Below are 17,712 nucleotides of genomic sequence, written 5' to 3' on the forward strand. Positions count from 1 at the left end.
CCACGACAGGAGACATGCCCATGAAACCCACACATCCCTACATGCACCTGCTGCGCGCCGGCCTCGCCGCCGCGCTGCTGGGCGCGGCAACCCTGGCCGCAGCCCAGGCGGACTGGCCCACGCGGCCCGTGCGCGTCATCGTGCCGCTGGCGGCGGGCAGCGTCACCGACGTGGTGCTGCGCGCCGCGGCGCAGGAGCTGCAGCCGCGCCTGGGTCATCCGATCGTGATCGACAACAAGCCCGGGGCGAGCGGCGTGGTGGGCACGGATGCCTGCGCCAAGGCGCCGGCCGACGGCTACACCTTCTGCGCGGTGTACCTCGCGTCCATGTCCATCAACCCGCACACCATCGCCAAGCTGCCCTACGACCCCGATAAGGACCTGGTGCCCGTCGGGAAGCTGTTCTACGTAACCGAGGGCCTGTTCGTGCCGGCGACGCTCCCGGTGGGCAGCGTCGCCGAACTGCGCAGCTACGCGGCGGCCAAGGGCAACGCCGTGAACTTCGGGACCCTGGGCGAGGGCTCGCTGCAGGACCTGATGGTGGCGTGGCTGAACAACGAGTGGAAGACGCGCATCGCAGGCATCCCCTACAAGGGCGGCGGCCCGATCAGCAGCGCCCTGGGCGCCGGCGAGATCCAGGTCGGCATGATGGGCGTGGGCAACTTCACCGGCCTGATGCAGGCGGGGAAGGTCAAGCCGCTGGCCGTGTCCTCGCAGCAGCGCTCGCCGCTATTGCCGCAGGTGCCCACCATGCAGGAAGCGGGGCTGGGCGGCTTCACGGCGCACGTGTGGTGGGGCCTCGCGGCGCCCGCCGGCACGCCGCCCGCGGCCGTGGAGCGCCTGAACGCCGAGTTCAACCGCCTGTTGAAGGATCCGAAGTTCGCCGAGTTCCTGCAAGGCCGTTACCTGGTGCCTGCCGGTGGCACGTCCCAGGAGTTCGCCGCCTTCCTGCGCACGGACCGCGAGCAGGCGGCCACGCTGGTGAAACTGGCGGCAAGACAGTCTGCCCGCTGATGCACGCGGCCGCGCGCTGCGATCGGGCCTGGTCCATCGACGAGCTGCGGCGCCTGGCCCGCGCGCGCCTGCCCCGGCCGGTCTTCGATTTCTACGACGGCGGCGCCGAGGACGAGGAGACCTTGCGCGCCGAGCGCGAAGCGTTTGCGCGCACGGCCCTTGTGCCCCGGCGCCTGGTCGACGTGAGGCAGGTGCGCACGGACGGGATGCTGCTGGGTGCACCGGCGAGCCTGCCGTTGGCCGTCGCGCCCATGGGCGCCGTGGCCTACGGCTGGCCCGACGGCGACATCGCCATCGCGCGCGCAGCCGCGGCGGCTGGCATTCCCTACACGCTCTCGACCATGGCCGCCGCCTCGCTGGAGCGGGTCGCCGACGAGGCACCTGGCCGCCTGTGGTTCCAGGCCCACCTGCTCTGGCCCCGGGAGCGCACGCTGGCGCTGGTGGAGCGGGCGCGCGTGGCCGGCTACGAGGCCCTGGTCGTCACTGCCGACCTTCCGGTGGGCGGCAAGCGCGAACGCGACCTGCGGCACGCGCTCGCGATGCCCTTTCGCCTGAGGCCCCGGCACCTCCCCGCGTTCGCGGCGCGGCCCGGCTGGTGCCTGGACCTGCTGCGCCATGGCCTGCCCCAGATGCCGAACATGCAGGCCGGCACGGGCGCGTCCTCGATCGGCGCCGGTTTCGACGCGGGCTTCGACGGAGCCGCCTTGCGTGCACTGCGCGAGGCCTGGCCGCGACGCCTGGTCGTGAAGGGCCTGCTGCATCCGCAGGACGCCGCCCTTGCCGTGAAAGCCGGGGCGGATGCGATCGTCGTCTCCACGCACGGCGGCAGGCAGCTCGACGGCTGCATGACGGCGCTGGACGCGCTGCCCACCGTGGTCCAGGCCGTGGCCGGGCGCGCCGAGGTGCTGCTCGATGGCGGCGTGCGGCGCGGCCGCGATGTGCTCAAGGCCCTGGCCTGCGGCGCCGACGGCGTCATGCTGGGACGCGCCATCCTGTGGGGCGCCTGCGCCGGCGGCGAAGCCGGCGCCGCGCGGGCGATCACGCTGATCGCGCAGGAACTGGTGCGCACCATGCAGCTGTGCGGCATCACGTCCTTGCAGGACCACGGCCGCCTGCGGGACCTGTGCCTCAGTCCCGCCGCGCCAGCATCCGCAGCGGATTGAACCCCGTCACCAGCGCGCAGGCCACCAGCACCAGCGCCACCCCCGGCACCATGCCGGCGGTGACGGGTTCGCCCAGGAACAGGCCGCCCCAGGCCACGCCGAACATGGGGATGAGGAAGGCCGAGGAGGTGGCGGCGCTGGCCGGGATCTCGCGCATCAGCCGCATGCTCAGGAGGTACATGAAGCCCGAGGTGAAGGTACCCAGGATGGCGAGCGCGATGACCGCGCCCGCGCGCAGTTCGACCCCTGGCGCGGCGGCGGCAGACGGCAGCAGCAGGATCGCCGCGCCCGCGATGTGGACCGCGGCCGAGGCCGGCAGCGGCTGGTGGGCGAGGGTGGCGCGCTTCATCAGGATGGCGCCGAAGCCGTAGCTGGCCGATGCCGTGATGCAGGCCAGCACGCCCAGCACCACTGGCCCGCTGGGCGTCACCGGGCCGAGCTGCACCAGGAGCGCCACGCCGGCCAGGCCCACCGCGCAGCCGGCGAGCTTGCGCCCGGTCAGCGCCTCGCTCGCGAACAGCGCGCCCGCCACCACGCCGAAGAGCGGCGCCGTGGCGTTGAGCACCGCCGAATAGCCGGCCGGCAGCACCAGCCCGGCCGCGTTGAAGAGGACGAAGGGGGCCACCACCGTGAGCAGGCCCAGCAGGGCCAGCGAGCGCCAGTGCACCCGCGCGGGCCAGTGCTGGCGGGTGACGCGCATGAGGGCCGCGAGCACCACCGCCGCCAGCGCGCAGCGCAGGAAGGCCATGGGCAGCGGCCCGAAGGCCGGCGCGGCGATGCGGATGAGGGGAAAGGACGCTCCCCAGACAGCGGAGAGCAGAAGGAGCTGGAGGAAGTGGCGGCCCTGCATCGAGGCCGCCATTGTCGGGCCTGCGCGCGCAGGCCCGGCAGGCCGAGATCAGTTGGACGCGAAGCAGTAGAAGCGGCCCGAGCCGCCGGTGCGCACCAGCGCTTCCTGGTTGCAACCTGCCGACTGGTGCGAGAAGTTCCAGGACTTGGCCCAGTTCTCCGGCATGGGGCCGGCGCGGTCATGGTGTCCGACGATGGCCGAGCCGTCCGCACCCGAGTGCGTCCAGGCCTTGCAGGTGGTGTCGGTCTGCGGCGCGAAGGCCGTGCCGTCGGCACGCGAGCCGGTGAGGATGTCGTGCTCGTTGGGCTGGTCGCCGCGACCGCGCACGAGGTTGCCGCGCTCGTCCAGGGCCGTTTCCTTGCTGATGTTGTTGCCGCTGTGCAGGTGGGCCACGTCACGGGCGATCAGCGCCCCGCGCGCGTTGTGCCACGGGCCAGAGCCGATGCGGTCGCGTGCGTTCACCGCGGCGATGCCCTGCGGGTTGGCGGCGGAAGGAAACGTCGGGGGCGTGCTGAGGTAGGCGCGCCACGTGCGCGCGCCGGCACCGGCTGCCGTGGCCAGGCGCTGGCAGTGCGCGTCCGCGCCGGACAGGCCGCCCAGGTCGGCACCGCGGCCACTGCCCGCGCTGGTGATGAAGAAGCCCATGGGCCCGCTGGCCGGCACCTGCTGCGCCATGGGGCCCGGGCCCTGGCCCTGGCCGTGCATGGGGTGGGAACAAGCGCCCAGCAGGGCAAGGCCGGCGAGGGCGGCGAGGACGGGGACACGGGTCATGGACGGCGACTCCTGGGTTGGGGATGCCGTATTACGGCTCAAGCCCGACCTGACGCGCCTTGGGGGCTACCCTGAAGCGCAAGCGGGGCCGAAGCCCCGCCGCGTGACCGTCCCGACGTCGTGGTCAGCCCATCTGGATCTGCTTCTTCAGGCCCGAGGCTTCGGCGTGCGCCTTTTGCACGGCTTGCTGCAACTGCGGGCTCACGCTGCTGCCGGCCTGCCGGCAGGCCTGCATGGCACGGTCGGCCGTCTGCTCCAGCTGCTCGATCGTGCTGCGCACGTTCTGGTCCATCTGGCCCTGCCCCTGCCCCTGGCTCTGGGACTGCTGGCCCTGGCTCTGGGAGGACGAGCCACCCACCATCTGCTTGGCCTGGCGGGCCTGCTGGTGCATCTGCTCCACGCATTCGCGCAGATCATTGGGGGTCGAACCGGCCTGCAGGGCATTCTTGGCCTCGTCCGCGCATTCCTCGACCTTGTCGATCCGCTGCTTCAACTGGTCCATTTGCATGTGCTTACTCCTGGATGAGGCGCCCGGAGTGGGCGCCGGACTCACGGAAGGGCAATCAGCGTGCCTGGCCTGCCTCAGCGGCTGCTACATTGGCCGCGATCCCCACGCCTTGCGACGAGTCTGCAGAAGCTGTGAACGAATCCGCCACGCCCGCCTCGGCCGCCAGAACGCGGCCCCTCCGCGTTGCAAATGCTCGCCATAGCCCGAGCTATGGCTGTGCTTTGCGCCTTGATGGACCACCTTCTGGCGACCGCTTCGGACGCGCCGGATTCATTCGCAGCTTCTGAAACCATGAGCTCCCCCGACCTTGCCTCCCCGCCCACCAAGCCCGCCGGCACCGAGCCGACCATCGTCACCTTCGGCATCAACGACCCCGAAGTCCTGCTGGCCATGGCCGACTACGCCGACGGCCCGCCCCGCACGCAATTCCTCACGACCGCGCTCAAGATCGGCGTGCTGTCCCTCAAGGCGGCGCGCGGCACGCTGGACAGCGACACGGTGCGCCGCGAGGGCGACCGCCTCATGGAGCAGCTCGGCGAACGCCTGAATGCCTGGCGCGGCAAGTTCGAGGAGCGCGTGACCGGGTCGCTCTCGCACTACTTCGATCCGCAACAGGGCCTCTTCGTGGAGCGGGTGGACCGCCTCACGCGAGCCGATGGCGAACTGGCCACCGTGGTGCGCCAGCAGGTGAAGGATGCCGAGCAGAGCCTGAACCGCGTGTTCGAGCAGTTCATCGGCGAGAACAGCCAGCTGCTCAAGGCGCTGGACCCCGGTGGCGACAACCAGCTCGTCGCCGGCCTGCAGCGCACGCTGGATGCCGTGGTGCAAAGCCAGAACGGCGCCATCCTGTCGCAGTTCTCCCTGGACAACAAGGACGGCGCACTGGTGCGTTTCCTGGGCGAACTGACCGCGCGCCACGGCGACCTGAACCAGGCGCTGTCGCGGAACATGCAGGCGGTGGTGGGCGAATTCAGCCTGGACCGGCCCGACTCCGCGCTCTCGCGCCTGGTGGGCCGGGTGGAGGCCGCGCAGCGCAGCCTCACCAGCGAGCTGTCGCTGGACAACGAGCACTCGGCGCTGCGCCGCATGGTCACCATGCTGCAGGAGCACCAGCGCATCAACGTGGAGCACAACACCCGCCTGGCCGAGACCCTGCAGGCGGCCGTGCAGGCCCTGCAGGCCCGGCGCGAGGAAGCCGCGCGCGGCACGCGCCACGGCCTGGAATTCGAGGCCGCCCTGGGCGAACACCTGCGCGGCATGGTGGCCGGCGCCGGCGACATCGTCGAGGACACCGGCGCCACCACGGGCCTCATTCCCAACTGCAAGGTGGGCGACCACGTCATCACCATCGGCCCGGAGAAAACCGCCGCCGGCGCGCGCATCGTGGTCGAGGCCAAGGAGAGCGCCAGCTACGACCTGCGGCGCTCGCTGGAAGAAGCCGACGTCGCGCGGCGCAACCGCGCGGCCGGCGTGTGCGTCTTCGTGCACTCGTCCCGCACCGCGCCTGACAGCATTCCCGCCTTCGCGCGCTACGGGCACGACCTGGTGATCCGCTGGAGCGCCGAGGACCCGGGCTGCGATGTCTGGCTGCAGGCCGCGCTCATGGTGGCCACCGCGCTCTCAGTGCGCGCGGTGCAGCACGGCAAGCAGGACGCGGCCAGCTTCGCGCGCATCGACAAGGCCGTGGAACGCATCCGCAAGCACCTGGAGGGCTTCGAGGAAATCAGCACCTCGGCGCGCACCGTCAGCCGCGCGGCGGAGAAGATCCTGGCGCGCAGCAAGCTGATGGAGGACGGCCTGGCCGAACACGTCACGGCCATCGGCGAGGAGTTTCTCAAGCTCAAGGCGCGCAGCGAGGAAGACGAGGCGTAGCAGCGGCCGTCGCCAGGCGCCGGGGCCGCGGCGCTGTCAGCGTCCCGCAATCCTTCACGCGCCATCCGTAGGAAAGTTCGCCCCTTTTGCCTCGTTGCGAAGGGGGACCATGACGGCGGAGGAACTCTCGGCAAGGCAGCTGGTGTGGGCGCTCGGTTCGTGCTGCGCGATGGCCGGCAAGCCCTACGACCCCGAGCTCGTCTTGCGGCAGCACCCGCCGCCCTGCAAGGTGGCCACCCTGGTCACCGCGGCCCGCAGCCTGGGCTTCGCGGCGCACCTGCAGACCGTCAAGCCCAGGCGGCTCGCGGCGGGGCCCGGCCAGGTTCTGCTGGTCATGCGCGGCAGGGAAGGCGGGGTGCAACTCGGCGTCCTGGTCGCGGTCACTCATACCGGCGTCACCTGGATTCCTGCCTGCGAGCACGAGCCGCGATGCGACGACCCGAAGGCCTTCGCCGCGCGGTTCACCGGCCTCGTCGTTCACCTCAAGGCGCAGCTCGATGCGCCGCCGGATGCCGACGACGCCGCGCCGGTCCGTCGCTTCGGCTTCCGCTGGTTCGCCCCCGAGCTTCTTCGCCACCGCAAGGTATGGCGCGACGTGCTGGCCGCCAGCCTCGTGCTGCAGCTGCTGGCCCTGGGGCTGCCCCTGTTCACGCAGGCCATCGTGGACAAGGTCGTCGTCCACCAGACCGAAAGCACGCTGATCGCCATTGCGGTGGGCATGGCCATCTTCGTCGTCGCGAGCGCCGTCCTGGGCTGGGTGCGGCAGTACCTGGTGCTGCACACCGGCAACCGGGTGGACGCGGTGCTGGCGGCCACGGTGTTCCAGCACCTGTTCCGCCTGCCGCTGCGCTACTTCCAGCATCGGCCCACCGGCGTCGTCGCCGCGCGGCTGCAGGGCGTGGAGACCATCCGCGAGTTCGTGAGCTCGGCTGCCGTCACCCTGGTCCTGGACATCCCCTTCCTGCTGATCGCGGTGGCGGTCATGCTGCATTACTCCGTGGCGCTCACCTTCATTGCGCTGGGCGTGCTGGCGGTCATTGCGCTGCTGTCGGCGCTGGTGGCGCCGGTCTTCCAGCGCCGGCTGAACGAACAGTTCCTCCTCGGCGCGCGCAACCAGGCCTTCCTCACCGAATACATCGCCGGCTACGAGACGGTCAAGAGCCTGCAACTGGAGCCGCAGCTCCAGAAGCGCTATGGCGACTTCCTGGCCAGCTACCTGCAGTCGAGCTTTCGCACGCAGCAGATCGGCAATACGTATGTCGTCGATTCGGCGGGTGACGAGGTCGTGGAGCTTGACGGTGAAGGTGAAGACACCGTGTGGTCCAGCGTGGATCACTCCCTGGCACGGAACGTGGAGAACCTCGTCCTGACTGGCTCCGCCACGGCCGCCACCGGCAACGCGCTGGACAACCGCCTCACCGGCAACGCCGGCGCCAACGCGCTGGACGGCGGCGCGGGCGGCGATGTGATGGCTGGCGACGAGGGGAACGACACCTATGTCGTGGACGACGCACGCGACCTCGTCATCGAGTGGAGCAACCAAGGCCTGGACGAAGTGCTTGCCGGCATCGACTACGTGCTGCCGGCCCATGTGGAGAACCTGCGCCTCACTGGCACGGCGAACATCACGGGCCGCGGCAACGAACTCGACAACTTCCTCTTCGGCAACAGCGGCAACAACCTGCTGGATGCGGGCGCCGGCGACGACACCTACCACCACGAGATCGGCGGCGGGCTGGACACCGTGAGCGACAGCAGCGGCACCGACACGATCCGCTTCGGCGCGGGCCTCACGCTGGAACGCGTGAGCCTGCGCATCGTCACGCACGGGCGCGAGGCCATCGCGCAGGTCCGCATCCTGGACGAAGCCGGCCAGGAGCAGCCCGGGCAGGGCATCGACTTCGCGATGGAGGTGGACGCCCTGGGCCGCCTCAGCGCCCCCATCGAGCGCTTCGCCTTCGAAGGCGGCAGCGTGCACACCTGGGACGAGCTGCTGGTGCCCTCCACGCCGCTGGTGGGAAGCGCCAGGGCGGACCGGCTGCTCGGCGGGCGGGGGGACGAACGCATGGACGGTGGCGCGGGGGACGATGTGCTGTACGGCGGCTCGGGCCGAGACACGCTGCACGGCGCCGCCGGAAACGACGTGCTCTTCGGCGGGCGCGGCAACGACGTGCTGTGGGGAGGCACCGGCGCCGACCTGCTGTACGGGCACCACGGCGACGACCAGCTTCACGGAGAAGACGGCGACGACTACCTGCTCGATCGCTCCGGGAACAACCTGTTCTCCGGCGGCTACGGGCGCGACATTGCGCAGGCCGGTCCAGGCGCCGACCGCCTGGACCTGGGCGCGCAGGCGGACCTGGCCGACGCGGGCGGGGGCGACGATGTGATCCTCGCGCGCAGCGGCGACGACTGGGTGGCGGCCGGCCGCGGCAATGACCTCATCGACCTCGGCAGCGGCTGCAACCTCCTGGCCTTCAATCGCGGCGACGGTGCCGACGTGCTCACCGGCGGCGGCCGCGACACCCTGAGCCTGGGCGCGGGCATCCGGCTGGCGGACCTGTCGCTCGCCCGCAGCGGCCACGACCTGGTGCTGGGCCTGGGCGAGGGCGACAGCCTCACCCTGCGCGACTGGTACTGCGGCAGCGCCTGGCAGACGGTCGAGCGCCTGCAGGTGCTCACCGACCCGGCCGACCGGGACCCGGCGGGCCAGGACCGCTTGCGCAACCACGCCGTGGAGGTCTTCGACTTCGGGCGGCTGGTGCGCAGCTTCGACCGCGCCCGCGCAGCGGACCTCGGACGGGCTGGCGGGTACGGCGGGTATGACGGGTATGGCGGCCATGGTGGCCAGCCGGCAGTCACCGACGCGGCCGCCGGCTGGGCCGCGATGAACAGCCTGCTCGATGCGCACCTGGGCGGCAGCGACAGCGCGGCGTATGGTGGCGACCTGAGCGCCCAGTACCACGCACGTGGGTCCCTGTCGGGCCTGGACCTGGGTGCGGCGCAGCGCGTGCTGGCGCAGGGCGGCGCCGACTGGCAGGCGCTGCGGCCGCGCAGCGAGCTCGCGCAGGGCGCGCTCGTCACGCTGGCCTGACCCCATGCCTGAAGCCATCGCAGCAGCTTCGCCGCGACCCGCGGCCGCATTGCAGGATGCCGGGGCCGAGGGCCTGTCCGCGTCGCTCGAGCGGGCGGGTGAGGTCGCGGCGGACTTCGCCCCGGACCTCCTGGCCCTCCAGGAGCAGCCGCCCGCGCGCCTGCCGCGCGCCGTCGGCTACCTGACCATGCTCCTCTTCGCGGCCCTGCTCGGCTGGGCGGCCTTCGGTCGCCTGGACATCGTCGCCTCGGCCGAAGGGCGCCTGGTGCCCCGCGACTACAGCCGCGTGGTCCAGCCCGCGGAGGCCGGCATCGTGCGCGAGGTGCTGGTGCGCGACGGCGACGCCGTGCGCGCCGGGCAGGTGTTGCTGCGCATGGATGCAACCAGCGCGGGCGCGGACCTGGGCACCCTGCAGGCGGACGCGGCCCTGCGCGCGCTGAGCGTGCGGCGCATCGACGCGGAGCTGCGCGACGCGCCGTTCCAGCCGGCCGCGGACGCACCCCCCGAGCTCGCGGCCCAGGTGCTCGCGCAGTACCGCGCGCGCCGGCAGGGCCTGCAGGACACGCAGGCGCAGGAGGAGGCCCGCTTGCAGCGGGCCCGGCACGAGCTGGCGGCCGCCCGCCAGCAGCTCGCGAAGCTGCGCGAGACCGTGCCGCTGGTGCGGCAGTCGGCGCAGTCGTACGAGAAGCTGCTCAAGGACGGCTTCGTCTCCGAGCTGGGGGCCAACGAGAAGCTGCGCGAGCGCATCGAGAAGGAACAGGAGCTCAAGGCGCAGGAGGCCAGCGTGTCGGCCCTGGCCGCGGCGGTGGAGCAGTCGCGCCAGCAGCTCGCGGCCATCCGCAGCAGCTATGACACGCAGCTGCTGGCCGAACGCACGGAGCTCATGGCGCAGCAGCAGCGCACGTCCGGCGAACTGCAGAAGCAGGCCTACCGCTCGGGCCTGCTGGCGCTGCGGGCGCCGGTGGACGGCGTCGTCCGGGACATCGCCCCCTACACGCCCGGGAGCGTGGTGCAGCCCGGCGCCGTGCTGATGAACCTGGTTCCGCTGCACGAGCCGCTCTTTGCGCAGGTGGCCGTGCGCAACGAGGACGTGGGCTTCGTGGCCCCGGGGCAGCCGGCCCGCCTCAAGCTGCAGGCCTACCCCTTCCAGAAGTACGGCATGCTCACCGGAACCGTCGAACGCGTGAGTGCCGACTCCTCGGCCGACGAGCCGCAGGCCGCCGCCGCGCAGGGCCGCAGCCCCCAGAGCTACAAGGCCCTCGTGCGGCTCGACGCCCAGCAACTCGCCGCCCCGGACGGCGAAGCGCTGAGGCTGGCGCCGGGCATGGTGGTGCAGGCGGAGATCCACCTCGGGCGGCGCACGGTGCTGGAGTACCTGCTGTCGCCGGTGCAGAAGGTGGCGGGCGAGGCAGGGCGGGAGCGGTAGGCCGACGCGCCTACGCGGCAGGGGGGCCGAGTTGCCCCGGCTCGTCCCGGGTCCGGCCCGCAATTCCCCGCACCAGCAGGTGCAGCGACAGCGCCACCAGCAGCAGGAACAGCATCCCCAGCCCCCACACCAGCCACACGCCCAGGCTCAGCCAGTCGGCCGCCGGTCCGAGGTAGGGCAGGGCATCGCGCGCGAGGGTCAGCATCCAGCCGGCGGCTTCGCGCAGGGGCTCCAACCAGGCGGGGTCGACGGACTCCACCAGCCACGGCGGCAGCGGGACGGACGCGAGGTCGCGCCCCTCGGCGGCGGCCGCGCCGGACTGCACGGCGGCCACGCCCCATTGCAGGCTCTGCGCCAGCAGCGCCGCCGCGCCTGTCCACAGCAGCGCGAACAACGTGAAGATCACCCAGACCAGCGTCAGCACCGACGGTTCTCCCTAATCGCTTCGATCAACCAACAGCCGACCCTCTTGCGGCGGGGCGCCGCGAGCGTCGATGCCGCACAGTCTGGCCCGATGCCGCGGGTCGCGTGTAGCCGCAGGCGATACTTGACGCCTTGTTTTTCGCAACCGTTTGTCAACGCTTCCTCCTGGAGAACGCTTCATGCTCGAAGGCAAAACCGCGCTGGTCACCGGATCGACCAGCGGCATCGGACTCGGCATCGCCAAATCGCTGGCCCGTCAGGGCGCCAAGCTGGTCCTCAATGGCTTCGGCGACGCCGAGGCTGCGCGCGCCGAAGTGGCCGCGCTGGGCGTGGAGGTGGTGCACCACGGCGCCGACATGAGCCGGCCGGACGAGATCGCGCAGATGATGGCCTTCGCGGCCGAGCGCTTCGGCCGGGTGGACGTGCTGGTGAACAACGCCGGCATCCAGCATGTCTCGCCCATCGAGCACTTCGACCCCGCCCGCTGGGACGCGGTGATCGCCATCAACCTCAGCAGCGCCTTCCACACCATGCGCCTGGCCATCCCGGCCATGCGGCAGGCCAACTGGGGCCGCATCATCAACATCGCCTCCGCCCACGGGCTGGTGGCCTCGCCCGACAAGGGCGCCTACGTGGCCGCCAAGCACGGCCTGGTGGGCCTGACTAAGACGGTGGCGCTGGAGACGGCCACCACCGGTGTCACCTGCAACGCCATCTGCCCCGGCTGGGTGCTCACGCCCCTGGTGCAAAAGCAGATCGACGCGCGCGCCGAGAAGGAAGGCCTGTCCCCCGAGCAGGCGCGCCGCGAGCTGCTGGAGGAAAAGCAGCCCTCGCTGGAATTCACCACGCCCGAGGAGCTGGGCGAGCTCGCGGTGTTCCTGTGCTCCAAGGCGGCGAACAACGTGCGCGGCGTGGCGTGGAACGTGGACGGGGGCTGGGTGGCGCGCTAAGCCCGTCAATAATGCGGCGGTGACGAAGAAGTCCCTGTCCGTCCGCGCGCGGCTGATCCTGCTGGTGCTCGCCACCGCGCTGCCCGTGGCGACGGTGCTCGCTGCGGTCGGGCTGTGGGCCTACGCGGAAGAGCGCCAGCGCTTCAAGGACAGCCTCGCCGAATCGGCCCGCGCCCTGGCCTTGCTGGTGGAGCGGGAGATCGGCGCGCGCGAGGTGCTGCTGCGCACCCTGGCGCAGTCGCCGACCCTGGACCAGCCCGACCTGGCTGCCTTCCACGAGTTCGCGACCGCCGCGGTTAAGTACCCGGAGGCCGTCATCACGGTGTGGGACCGGTCGGGGCAGCAGCTCGTGAACACGCGCAGGCCCTACGGGACGACGGGCCTGCCCAGGACCATCTTCGGCGAGCGGCGCAGCGCGCAGCCCGAGGGCACGCTGGTGTCCGGCCTCTACATGGCTCCCATCGGCCAGCAGTGGTCCTTCGCGGTGGACGTCCCGGTGATGCGCGAAGGCAAGGTGGTCTATTACCTGTCCATGGGCGGATTCGCCGACAGGCTGCAGGCGATCTTCGATCAGCAGGTGCTGCGGCCCACCTGGATCGGCTCCATCGTCGACAGCGACGGGACCGTGGTGGCGCGCAGCATCGGCGCGGACCGGGTCGTCGGCCGCAAGGTCACACCCGACATGCTGGAGAAGCTGTCCGCCAGTCCGCGCGGCGCCTTCGAGACCACCGCCGTGGACGGCCGCCGCGTGTACTCCACCTACAGCCGCGCCGCCAACTACGGGTGGACGTTCGTCATCGGCGTTCCGGTCGAGGAGATCAACGTCTCCTGGACCGCGCGTCTGGCCTTCGCCGCCGTTGGCCTGATGTTGGTCGGCCTGTGCCTGCTGGGCGCTCTCTACGCCGGCCGCGGGATTTCGGGGCCGGTGCTCCAGCTCGCCCGGTCCTCGCGGCAACTGCGCGAAGGCAGCCCCGTCGCGGTGGCGCCCACCGGCCTCATCGAAGCCGACGAAGTGCAGTCCGCGCTGGCGCAGGCCAGCATGGGACTGCGGGACGCGGCACGGCAGCAGGAATCGCGCGTGCAGGCGGCCCTGGGCGAGGCAGCGCGGGCGCAGCAGGCCATCATCCAGAACCAGCGCCTGGAGGCGGTCGGCCACCTCACCGGGGGCGTGGCGCACGACTTCAACAACCTGCTCATGGTCGTGAGCAACAGCGTTCACCTGCTCAAGCTGCAGCACCCGGACCTGCGCAGTGCGGCCGCGCTGGCGGGAATCGAGCGGGCCGTCGCCACCGGGACCAAGCTCACGCGCCAGCTGCTCACCTTCGCGGCGCGCCAGCACGTCCAGCCCGAGCCCGTGCACCTGCAGCGGCAACTGCGCGAGCTCATGGAGCTTTTGCGCCCGACGCTGCGCGGCAATGTCCTGACGCGCTGCGAGGTGGCGCCCGACACGCAGCCGGTGTTCGTGGACGTGTCGGAACTCGAACTCGCGCTGATCAACCTCGCGGTGAACGCGCGCGACGCCATGCCCGAAGGCGGCGAGCTGAGCCTGCGTGCCCACAACGCGCCGGACGGCTCGCCTTTCGTGCACATCGAGGTGGCGGACACCGGCGTGGGCATCACCGAGGCGCAATTGCAGAAGGTCTTCGAACCCTTCTACACCACCAAGCCGGTCGGCCACGGCACGGGCCTGGGCCTGAGCCAGGTGTACGGCTTCGCGACCCAGGCGGGCGGCAGTGCGACCATCGACAGCCGGATGGGCGAGGGCACCACCGTGCGCCTGGTGCTGCCCTTCGCGCGCGAAGACGGCCCCGCGCACCGGCCGGCGGCCGACGATGCGCTGGGCGGGCAGGCGCAGGGGCTGCGCATCCTGCTGGTCGAGGACAACGCCGACCTCGCGGCGATCACCCGCGAGGTGCTCCAAGCGGCCGGCTGCGCGGTCGAATCGGCGGCGTCCGCGGACGGCGCGCGGCAGAGGCTCGAAGCCGGCGGCGCGGACTACGACCTCGTCCTGAGCGACATCCGCATGCCCGGCGAACTCAGCGGCCTGGGCCTGGCCCGCTGGATGCAGGCGGCGCGCCTGGACCTGCCGATCCTGCTGATGACGGGCTACAGCGACGAGCTGCAGCAGGCGTCCGAAAGCGGCTTCGAGGTGCTGCAGAAGCCCTGTCCGCCGGACCGGCTGCTTGCGGCCATCGTCGCAGCCAGCCGCCGGCCGCCCGAGTCGCTCAGCCCATCGCGACAGCGCGCCTGACCGGCTCGCCTTCGCGCGGCGCGAGCTCCGCGCGCCGTGCGTGGATCAGGTCGCACAGCGTCTGGGCCGCCGGCGAGAGCGAACGGTCCGGATGGAACAGCAGCGACACCTCGCGCTCGATGGTGGGCGCGGTGACCGGCCGCAGGACCAGGTCCAGCGCCTGCGCCACCTTGGCGATGGAGATGGTCATCACGCCGATGCCCAGGCCGCCCTCGACCATGCCGACCATGGTCAGCGGCAGGGAGACCTCGTAGAGGCGCGAGAGGCTGATGCCCTCGCGGGCCAGGGCGAAGTCGAGCTGCTCGCGCACGGGGTTGTCGCTGCTCGGGCCGATCACGGGCGCGTCCTGCAGGTCGCGCCAGGTCAGGCGCGGCTGGCGGGTCAGCGGGTGGCCCGGCGGCAGCACGGCGACGAAGACCTCGCCCCAGAGGCGGCGCACGCCCAGGTCGTGCCGGCTGCCGGAGGCCGTGCCCAGGCCGAAGTCGACCTCGCCGGCGCGCACCATGGTCAGCACCACGTCCTGCGGCACGTCGTGAATCACGACCTTGATCCCGGGGTTGGCGTCGGTGAACTCACGCACGACCCGCGGCACGACCAGCGCCGCCTGCACCGACGCCACGGCCATGGACACGCGACCGCGGCGCAGCGTCTTGATCTGCGCCGAGCTGCCGATCACGCTTTCCAGGTCGGCCACGGCCTTGCGCGCGAGCGGCAGGATCTCCGAGCCCGCCTCGGTCAGGCGCAGCATGCGCGTGTGGCGGTCGAACAGGCGAAAGCCCAGGCATTCCTCCAGCTCCCGGATCTGCGTGCTCACCGAGGACTGCGACAGGTGCAGCGAATCCGCGGCCCGCGTGAAGTGCAGGGTGTCCGAGACGGCGACGAACACCTGCAGCTGGCGCAGGGTGACATTCATCATGATTCGAGATGGATTTATACGGCGGACGCCGTTTTCACGATCGTGGTGCGATGCGAGCATGCCATCCAGGCACGGGCCTGCAGCCTGGGCCTTTCCCTCACAACAGGAGACAGACCGATGCTTGCTTACCGATCGTTGCAGTCCCTGGCCCGTCGCGGGGCCGTGGGACTGTTGTTCAGCCTGGCGGCGGCGCTACCCGCGGCGGCCCAGGACAAGGTGACCGTCATCACCACCTGGTTCGCCCAGGCCGAGCACGGCGGGCTCTACCAGGCCGTGGCCAAGGACATCTACAAGAAGCACGGCCTGGACGTGACGATCAAGATGGGCGGGCCGCAGGTCAACGGCGTGCAGCTGCTGCTGGCGGGGCAGGCCGACGTCATCATGAACTACGACTTCGCGGTGCTGCAGGGCGTGGAGAAGGGCTTCCCGCTGGTGACCATCGCCGCGCCCTTCCAGTTCGACATCCAGGGCATCATGACCCGCGAGGACGTCAAGAGCCTGGCGGACCTCAAGGACAAGACGATCCTGGTAGCGGGCACCGGCACCACCTACTGGTGGCCCTGGGTCAAGAAGAAGTACGGCTACACCGACGCGCAGATGCGGCCCTACACCTTCAACATGCAGCCCTTCTTCGCGGACCCCAACATCGTCCAGCAGGCCTTCCCGTCCTCGGAGCCCTACCAGGCCGAGCAGAAGGGGATGAAGACGAACTTCTTCCTGCTCTCGGACAACGGCTATCCCCCGTACACCCAGGCGCTGACGACCACCCGCAAGATGGTCCAGGAGCGTCCGGACGTGCTCAAGCGCTTCGTGCGCGCCTCGGTGGAAGGCTGGAAGAGCTACCTGGAGGATCCCGCGCCCGGCAACGCGCTGATCAAGAAGGACAACCCCAACATGACCGACGGCCAGCTCGCCTTCGGCCTCAAGAAACTCAAGGAGATGAAGGTGGTCACCGGTGGCGATGCGGCCACCAAGGGCATCGGCACCATGTCCGACGAGCGCTGGCAGAAGACTGCGGACTTCATGAAGGAGTGGGGCCTGCTCAAGCCCGACACCGACCACCGCAAGGCCTACACCTTGGAGTTCATCAAGGACGTGAAGGTCATGCCCTGAAGAGGTAGTGGTCGAGCCACACGCAGAGCAGCTCGAGCTGGGCGCGTTCGGCCTCCAGTTCGGCCTGCTTGAGGCGCTCGCGGACGGTCCGCGCGGAGTCCGCGCCGGTGGCCGCCGCGTGCAGGCAGGGCTCGGCCGTGCGGCGCCGCAGCGCGCGCAGGGGCTGGACCACGCCCTCGCGCCAGGGCCGCACTCGTGCTTCGGCCTGCGCGCGCGCCTGCGCATCCAGCGTGATGCCGTGGCATTCCTCGGCCCAGCGCTCGAAGAGATGAAACATCACGTCCAAGCCGTTCGCGTCCTGCTCGCGCAGCAGGCGCTCGGCTTCGCCGGGACGGGCCCAGGCCTGTTCGCACCAGGTCCAGGCGGCTTGCGGATCGATGGCGGGATTCATCTGCGTTGCCGATCAATTTATCCGAACGACCATGTTTACTGATGATTCGGCGGCTGACAGCATGACTGCCAGACGTCCGGACGAAAGGGTGACCCAGCCATGATGTCCGAGGCGACCACAGGAGACAAGCGAGTGAAGCGTGACGATGACACAGCCGTCGCCCTGCCGGGCGCCGGGGCCGTGGATCTCTCATCGCCCGTCGTGCTGCAGGCCGACGGTGTCGAGAAGGTCTATCCCAATGGCACGCACGCGCTGGACCGCGCCGACGTGGCCGTGCGCCGGGGCGAATTCGTCTCCCTGCTGGGCCCCTCGGGCTGCGGCAAGAGCACGCTGCTCAAGATGTTCGCCGGCCTGGAGGAACCATCGTCGGGCCGCATCGTGCGGCCCGAGGCCGCGGCCAAGGGCCGGCGCGACATGGCCATGGTGTTCCAGGAAGCCACGCTCATGCCCTGGGCCCGCGTGACCGAGAACGCGCGCCTGCCGCTGGACCTGGCGGGCGTTCCCAAGGCCGAGGGCAATGCCCGCGTGGCCGAGGCGCTGCAGCTGGTGGGCCTGGGCGAATTCGGCCGGTGCTATCCGCGCGAACTCTCGGGCGGCATGCAGATGCGCGCGTCCATCGCGCGGGCCCTGGCCGTCAAGCCCAACGTGCTGCTGATGGACGAGCCCTTCGGCGCGCTGGACGAATTCACGCGCAACCGGCTGGACGCCGATCTGCGCGGCCTCTGGGAGGAGCAGAAGGAGCTCACCGTGGTCTTCGTCACGCACAGCATCTACGAAGCGGTGTTCCTCTCCAGCCGCGTGGTGGTGATGGCGGCGCGGCCGGGCCGCGTGATCGCCGACGTGAAGATCGACACCGACGCACCGCGCGACGAAGCCTTCCGCGTCAGCACGCAGTTCATCGACTACTGCCGCGTGCTGTCCGAGCACCTGGTGCGCGCCAACCGCGGCGAGCGCGGCGTGCATTGACATCG

15 protein-coding genes are annotated in these 17,712 nt (G+C 71.0%); 9 read left to right on the forward strand and 6 right to left on the reverse strand.

Going from position 1 to position 17,712, the window contains the following annotated elements; genetic code table 11:
• Positions 1–20: 20 nt before the first annotated feature.
• A complete protein-coding gene (locus EZ242_RS07810) occupies positions 21–1,013 on the forward strand; it encodes a Bug family tripartite tricarboxylate transporter substrate binding protein (RefSeq protein WP_167784690.1) in 993 nt (330 codons plus the stop codon).
• A complete protein-coding gene (locus EZ242_RS07815; RefSeq protein WP_135284578.1) occupies positions 1,013–2,176 on the forward strand; it encodes an alpha-hydroxy acid oxidase in 1,164 nt (387 codons plus the stop codon). The genes EZ242_RS07810 and EZ242_RS07815 overlap by 1 nt, the downstream gene beginning before the upstream one ends.
• On the opposite strand, the gene EZ242_RS07820 is transcribed toward EZ242_RS07815, so the two are convergent.
• The 3 genes from EZ242_RS07820 to EZ242_RS07830 all read right to left on the reverse strand — a co-directional run bounded on the left by EZ242_RS07820 (position 2,142) and on the right by EZ242_RS07830 (position 4,305).
• Positions 2,142–3,038 (reverse strand): DMT family transporter, encoded by an 897-nt coding sequence (locus EZ242_RS07820; RefSeq protein WP_338101458.1) that lies wholly within the window; start codon positions 3,036–3,038, stop codon positions 2,142–2,144. The two genes, EZ242_RS07815 and EZ242_RS07820, sit on opposite strands and share 35 nt — an antisense overlap.
• Before the next feature lie 36 nt (positions 3,039–3,074).
• A complete protein-coding gene (locus EZ242_RS07825; RefSeq protein WP_135284580.1) occupies positions 3,075–3,797 on the reverse strand; it encodes a hypothetical protein in 723 nt (240 codons plus the stop codon).
• A 124-nt stretch (positions 3,798–3,921) separates the two neighbouring features.
• Positions 3,922–4,305 (reverse strand): hypothetical protein, encoded by a 384-nt coding sequence (locus EZ242_RS07830; protein ID WP_167784691.1) that lies wholly within the window; start codon positions 4,303–4,305, stop codon positions 3,922–3,924.
• 291 nt (positions 4,306–4,596) lie between these two features.
• Here EZ242_RS07830 and EZ242_RS07835 point away from each other — a divergent pair, with 291 nt between their 5' ends.
• The 3 genes from EZ242_RS07835 to EZ242_RS07845 all read left to right on the forward strand — a co-directional run bounded on the left by EZ242_RS07835 (position 4,597) and on the right by EZ242_RS07845 (position 10,697).
• Positions 4,597–6,177 (forward strand): hypothetical protein, encoded by a 1,581-nt coding sequence (locus EZ242_RS07835; RefSeq protein WP_135284582.1) that lies wholly within the window; start codon positions 4,597–4,599, stop codon positions 6,175–6,177.
• Between the two features lie 109 nt (positions 6,178–6,286).
• Complete coding sequence (locus EZ242_RS07840) at positions 6,287–9,271, forward strand: ABC transporter transmembrane domain-containing protein (protein WP_135284583.1); 2,985 nt, start codon at positions 6,287–6,289, stop codon at positions 9,269–9,271.
• A gap of 4 nt (positions 9,272–9,275) precedes the next feature.
• A complete protein-coding gene (locus EZ242_RS07845) occupies positions 9,276–10,697 on the forward strand; it encodes an HlyD family type I secretion periplasmic adaptor subunit (RefSeq protein ID WP_135284584.1) in 1,422 nt (473 codons plus the stop codon).
• Positions 10,698–10,707: 10 nt separating this feature from the next.
• Here EZ242_RS07845 and EZ242_RS07850 read toward each other — a convergent pair whose 3' ends face one another.
• Positions 10,708–11,121, reverse strand: a complete 414-nt coding sequence (locus EZ242_RS07850) for a hypothetical protein (protein ID WP_135284585.1) — start codon at positions 11,119–11,121, stop codon at positions 10,708–10,710.
• Positions 11,122–11,299: 178 nt separating this feature from the next.
• On the opposite strand from EZ242_RS07850, the gene EZ242_RS07855 reads away from it, so the two are divergent.
• Positions 11,300–12,070, forward strand: a complete 771-nt coding sequence (locus tag EZ242_RS07855) for a 3-hydroxybutyrate dehydrogenase (RefSeq protein WP_135284586.1) — start codon at positions 11,300–11,302, stop codon at positions 12,068–12,070.
• A 19-nt stretch (positions 12,071–12,089) separates the two neighbouring features.
• On the forward strand, positions 12,090–14,321 hold the full coding sequence (locus tag EZ242_RS07860) for an ATP-binding protein (RefSeq protein ID WP_135284587.1): 2,232 nt from the start codon (positions 12,090–12,092) through the stop codon (positions 14,319–14,321).
• Here the strand turns inward: EZ242_RS07860 and EZ242_RS07865 are convergent.
• Positions 14,296–15,237: a LysR family transcriptional regulator gene (locus tag EZ242_RS07865; protein WP_338101459.1), complete on the reverse strand. Its 942-nt coding sequence runs from the start codon at positions 15,235–15,237 to the stop codon at positions 14,296–14,298. The genes EZ242_RS07860 and EZ242_RS07865 overlap by 26 nt on opposite strands.
• A gap of 117 nt (positions 15,238–15,354) precedes the next feature.
• On the opposite strand from EZ242_RS07865, the gene EZ242_RS07870 reads away from it, so the two are divergent.
• Positions 15,355–16,350 carry an ABC transporter substrate-binding protein gene (locus EZ242_RS07870; protein WP_135284588.1) on the forward strand — a complete coding sequence of 332 codons (996 nt, stop codon included), beginning with the start codon at positions 15,355–15,357 and terminating at the stop codon, positions 16,348–16,350.
• On the opposite strand, the gene EZ242_RS07875 is transcribed toward EZ242_RS07870, so the two are convergent.
• Positions 16,340–16,741 carry a TIGR02444 family protein gene (locus EZ242_RS07875; RefSeq protein ID WP_135284589.1) on the reverse strand — a complete coding sequence of 134 codons (402 nt, stop codon included), beginning with the start codon at positions 16,739–16,741 and terminating at the stop codon, positions 16,340–16,342. The genes EZ242_RS07870 and EZ242_RS07875 overlap by 11 nt on opposite strands.
• Positions 16,742–16,873: 132 nt before the next feature.
• On the opposite strand from EZ242_RS07875, the gene EZ242_RS07880 reads away from it, so the two are divergent.
• Entirely contained in the window at positions 16,874–17,707 is an 834-nt protein-coding gene (locus EZ242_RS07880; protein WP_420821239.1) for an ABC transporter ATP-binding protein, read from the forward strand.
• Positions 17,708–17,712: the final 5 nt, after the last annotated feature.

The sequence above is a fragment of the Ramlibacter rhizophilus genome (assembly GCF_004681965.1).
In the GTDB taxonomy this organism is placed as follows: Bacteria; Pseudomonadota; Gammaproteobacteria; order Burkholderiales; family Burkholderiaceae_C; genus Ramlibacter; species Ramlibacter rhizophilus.